General features: G+C 61.8%; 3 protein-coding genes and 1 pseudogene. 2 read left to right on the forward strand and 2 right to left on the reverse strand.

Annotated features, from left to right (window positions below; all coding sequences use genetic code 11):
• Positions 1 to 25 precede the first annotated feature (25 nt).
• Entirely contained in the window at positions 26 to 1,792 is a 1,767-nt protein-coding gene (locus CSR02_RS15145) for a conjugal transfer protein TraG (RefSeq protein WP_244177052.1), read from the reverse strand.
• A 288-nt stretch (positions 1,793 to 2,080) separates the two neighbouring features.
• On the opposite strand from CSR02_RS15145, the gene CSR02_RS15150 reads away from it, so the two are divergent.
• Together CSR02_RS15150 and CSR02_RS15155 are read left to right on the forward strand one after the other, a co-directional pair.
• Complete coding sequence (locus CSR02_RS15150; protein WP_010517990.1) at positions 2,081 to 2,335, forward strand: type II toxin-antitoxin system Phd/YefM family antitoxin; 255 nt, start codon at positions 2,081 to 2,083, stop codon at positions 2,333 to 2,335.
• Positions 2,335 to 2,763, forward strand: a complete 429-nt coding sequence (locus CSR02_RS15155; RefSeq protein WP_099542233.1) for a type II toxin-antitoxin system VapC family toxin — start codon at positions 2,335 to 2,337, stop codon at positions 2,761 to 2,763. The genes CSR02_RS15150 and CSR02_RS15155 overlap by 1 nt, the downstream gene beginning before the upstream one ends.
• A 13-nt stretch (positions 2,764 to 2,776) precedes the next feature.
• On the opposite strand, the pseudogene CSR02_RS15160 reads toward CSR02_RS15155, so the two are convergent.
• Positions 2,777 to 3,313: pseudogene (locus CSR02_RS15160) on the reverse strand (DUF3363 domain-containing protein); the annotation flags it as partial.
• Between the last annotated feature and the right edge of the window lie 69 nt (positions 3,314 to 3,382).

The following is a 3,382-nucleotide window of genomic DNA, read 5'->3' on the forward strand; positions in this document are numbered from 1 at the left end:
TTATTGCTCATGAATTCTTCTTACCTCACGGGTCTTTCTGTCTCCACAAAACCCGGGGCAATTCAAACGGTCGCGTGCTCCAGTCGTCGGGACGGCCATCTTTCGGGCGCGGAAGATCAGGCGGAGGAAGAACGCGCTCGCGGAAGCGGTCATCCTCGAAATAGCGGGCCTTCTTCGCGCGGATCGGATAGAGACCGGAGACCATGACGATCTCGTCCGCTGGCGGGAGCTGCATGACTTCTCCCGCCGTCAGCAGCGGGCGTGCCGTCTCCGAGCGCGAAACCATCAGATGGCCCAGCCAGGGCGAAAGCCGGTGCCCCGCGTAGTTCTTCATCGCCTTCATCTCGGTGGCAGTCCCAAGCGCGTCAGACACACGTTTCGCCGTCCGCTCATCGTTGGTGGCGAAGCTCACCCGGACATGGCAGTTGTCGAGGATCGAATTGTTCGGCCCATAAGCCCGTTCGATCTGGTTGAGGGACTGGGCGATCAGGAAGCTTTTGATCCGGTAACCCGCCATGAAAGCCAGCGCCGATTCAAAGAAATCCAGACGCCCGAGGGCCGGAAATTCGTCGAGCATCAGTAGCAGGCGCCGTCGCTGTGCCGCAGCCTCCAAGTCTTCCGTCAGCCTACGGCCAATCTGGTTCAGCACCAGCCTGATCAATGGCTTGGTGCGGCTGATATCCGAGGGGGGCACGGTCAGGTAAAGCGTCACTGGGCGGTCCCCTCCAACGATGTCGGCAATGCGCCATTCGCAGCGCCGGGTGACTTCCGCCACCACCGGATCACGGTACAGGCCAAGGAAGGACATGGCAGTGGAGAGCACGCCCGAGCGTTCATTGGGCGATTTGTTCAGCAGCTCGCGCGCGGCCGATGCAACAACAGGATGTGGCCACTTCTCACCCAGATGGTTTGTCCGCATCATGACCGACAGCGTGGTGGCGATCGGGCGCTTCGGGTCCGACAGGAAATTGGCGACACCGGCGAGGGTTTTGTCTGGCTCGGCATAGAGGACATGCAGGATGGCGCCGACAAGCAGGGAGTGTGAGGTTTTCTCCCAGTGATTGCGCTTCTCCAGACTGCCTTCCGGGTCCACGAGGATATCGGCGACATTCTGGGCATCGCGGACTTCCCACTCTCCACGCCGGATTTCCAGTAACGGGTTATAGGCGGACGAGATCGCATTGGTCGGGTCAAACAGCACGACGCGACCGAAACGGGCGCGAAATCCCGCCGTCAACTCCCAGTTCTCGCCCTTAATGTCGTGGACAATAGCTGAGCCAGGCCAGGTCAGAAGCGTCGGGATGACCATACCGACACCCTTGCCACTGCGCGTTGGTGCAAAGGTCAGGACGTGCTCCGGTCCGTCATGGCGCAGATAGGCCTTGCCATACCGGCCAAGCACCACCCCATCCGGGTCAAGCAGCCCGGCTTTCGCGATCTCGTCCGGGTCCGCCCAGCGTGCCGACCCGTAGGTTTCGATTTTCCTGGCTTCACGGGCGCGATGGACCGACAGCGTCACGGCGGCGGCGAAAGCCAGCACCCCACCCGATCCGGCCATCCACGCCCCGCGCGCAAAGACGTTCGGGGCATAGGCGTCGAATTCGAACCACCACCAGAAAAACAGCGGCGGCGCGTAGACCGACCAGTGATGGAACAGCACGAACCAGGGCCGACCGAGTTCAGGCTGGAAGCCCAGTTCCCAGGCCGTCCATTGGGTCGCGGCCCACCAGGACAGGACGACAATGGACAGGACCACCGCGACCTGTCCCCATTGAATTTTGGTTCCCGGCATTTTCGATTCCTCCTTGCGCAGGAACAGGTCGGGCGGCCATTTTCCGTTCCGCAAGGGCTTTTCCCGCGTCGTCGCATCCCGGCGCATGGCAGGGAAAAAATACTTGTCCGGTGCGGCCCAGACCGTCATCACATTGAGCGAAGGTCGCGGGAGTCGAATGATAACCGGGTCTTGTGGCTGGACGGGTGCTGCGGCCAACGATGATGCGAACCCCGACCAGACATGGATTTTCTGGCACTCCCTCTCATTATGTAGTAATGTTCCTACATTGCAGTCTGGAGGCCGGACATGAGCATCACCACACTTTCAAGCCGCGAGTTCAACCAGGACACCAGCCGGGCCAAGAAGGCGGCGGCCGAGGGACCGGTGTTCATCACCGACAGGGGACGCACGGCCCATGTCCTGCTCAGTATTGAGGAATACCGCCGTCTGACACACCATCCGCGCAAGATCGCGGACGCTCTGGCGATGCCGGAAGCTGCGGACATCGCATTCGATCCGCCTCGCGCCAATATCACACTCCGCCCGGCCGATTTTTCCTGATGTTCCTGCTGGACACGAACGTCGTTTCAGAACTGAGAAAAATCCGTGCCGGGAAAGCCGACCCGAATGTCGCGGCATGGGCGGATAGCGTGGAGGCAGAAGATCTGTATCTCTCCGCCATCACCGTCATGGAACTGGAAAACGGCATCCTGCGCGTGGAGCGCCGCGACGGAGCCACTGACACGATCCTGCGGACCTGGCTGGAACAGCATGTCCTTCCTGCGTTCGAAGGGCGTATTTTTCCCGTCGATACATCCGTAGCCCTGCGCTGCGCCCGGCTCCATGTCCCCGATCCCCGTTCGGAACGTGATGCCCTCATCGCCGCGACCGCGCTGGTTCATGGCAAGACGGTCGTGACCCGCAACGTCGCGGATTTCCTGCCATGCGGTGTCCCCCTGCTCAACCCGTGGGAACCCCAGCCGGACTGACAGGAGCGCTGGTTCACAAACCCAGCCCCCTGTTCCGGGTGAAGCTCCAGTCAATCCCGCCATTGTCGCGCGCGACACCGGAGACGTGCCTGCCCTGCTGCTTCTCCAGCGATGGCGTCCAGGGCACAAGCTGGAACTGAAGCCCGTCATCAATCATCGCATAGCGACCCGAGGCCAGCACCATGCGCTGACGATAGGTGCCGGTGACATACTCCCCCGAACCCGACTGGCTGAATGTCCGTCCCGTCTCGACGGCCAGCCGCTCTCCAACTTCCCGGACCTCCCGGTCCCTGAGCGTCCCGATCAAGTTGCGCGCCAGAACCACCCGCTGCGTGTGACGTTCGGCAAGACCCTGCTCAATCAGTTGCTCCGCCCGGCGCTCCATCGCCTCACGGACCTCGGCGCCAAAGCCCGCCTGCCCCAATGCAACAGGGTCGCGCGCCACTGCCTGCCGGTCGAGCCAGGTGGCCCCTCGCGCCATCACCTGATCCTCGATCGACAGATCAGACCGCACAGCCAGCGCCACACGCCGTTGCCCCTTCCGGTCATCGACGCGGATTTCTCACACTTGAGGCAATTTTGGGTCATTTTGTAGAATTCAGTCATCCCACAGGATCCC

This window comes from Acetobacter pomorum, assembly GCF_002738225.1.
Lineage (GTDB): Bacteria > Pseudomonadota > Alphaproteobacteria > Acetobacterales > Acetobacteraceae > Acetobacter > Acetobacter pomorum.

Coding starts and splice junctions, on each gene's coding strand:
- CSR02_RS15145 (WP_244177052.1), bottom strand. CDS start 1,792: ATGCCGGGAACCAAAATTCAATGGGGACAGGTCGCGGTGGTCCTGTCC.
- CSR02_RS15150 (WP_010517990.1), top strand. CDS start 2,081: ATGAGCATCACCACACTTTCAAGCCGCGAGTTCAACCAGGACACCAGC.
- CSR02_RS15155 (WP_099542233.1), top strand. CDS start 2,335: ATGTTCCTGCTGGACACGAACGTCGTTTCAGAACTGAGAAAAATCCGT.